1 protein-coding gene is annotated in these 501 nt (G+C 52.1%); it reads left to right on the top strand.

Going from position 1 to position 501, the window contains the following annotated elements; genetic code table 11:
• On the top strand, positions 1 to 402 hold a 402-nt coding region (locus R7R24_RS30875), incomplete at its 5' end, for a proline racemase family protein (protein WP_318120739.1).
• Positions 403 to 501 lie beyond the last annotated feature (99 nt).

Genomic DNA, 501 nt, shown 5'->3' with positions numbered 1-501 from the left:
CGCACCGCCGTTTCTAATGCAGTGGAATGCATCCATCCAAATGACCCCACGGTTTGCGGCGTTTCCCATGTACTTTGGACAGGGAAACCAACGCAAGACGGCGCAACGGCTCGCAATGCCGTTTTTTATGGCGATAAAGCGCTCGACCGATCGCCATGTGGAACCGGCACGAGCGCACGCATGGCGCAATGGCACGCGAAAGGAAAACTCAAATCAGGCGAAGATTTCGTGCATGAAAGCATCATCGGCAGCCTATTTAACGGCCGTATTGAGGGCATCACCGAAGTAAACGGGCAAACGGCGATTTTGCCGAGCATTGAAGGTTGGGCACAAGTGTATGGCCACAACACCATTTGGGTCGATGACGAAGACCCGTACGCGTACGGATTTGAAGTGAAATAAGGACAGTAAGGAAGAACAATGAATTCGCAAAACTCACAGGTGTTTTACGCCACCAACGCCTTTACCGGTGAACGATTAACGACGGCGTTCCCCGTTCAT

This window comes from Vibrio sp. 704, assembly GCF_033339295.1.
This window is presented reverse-complemented; position numbering and strand designations above follow the sequence as displayed.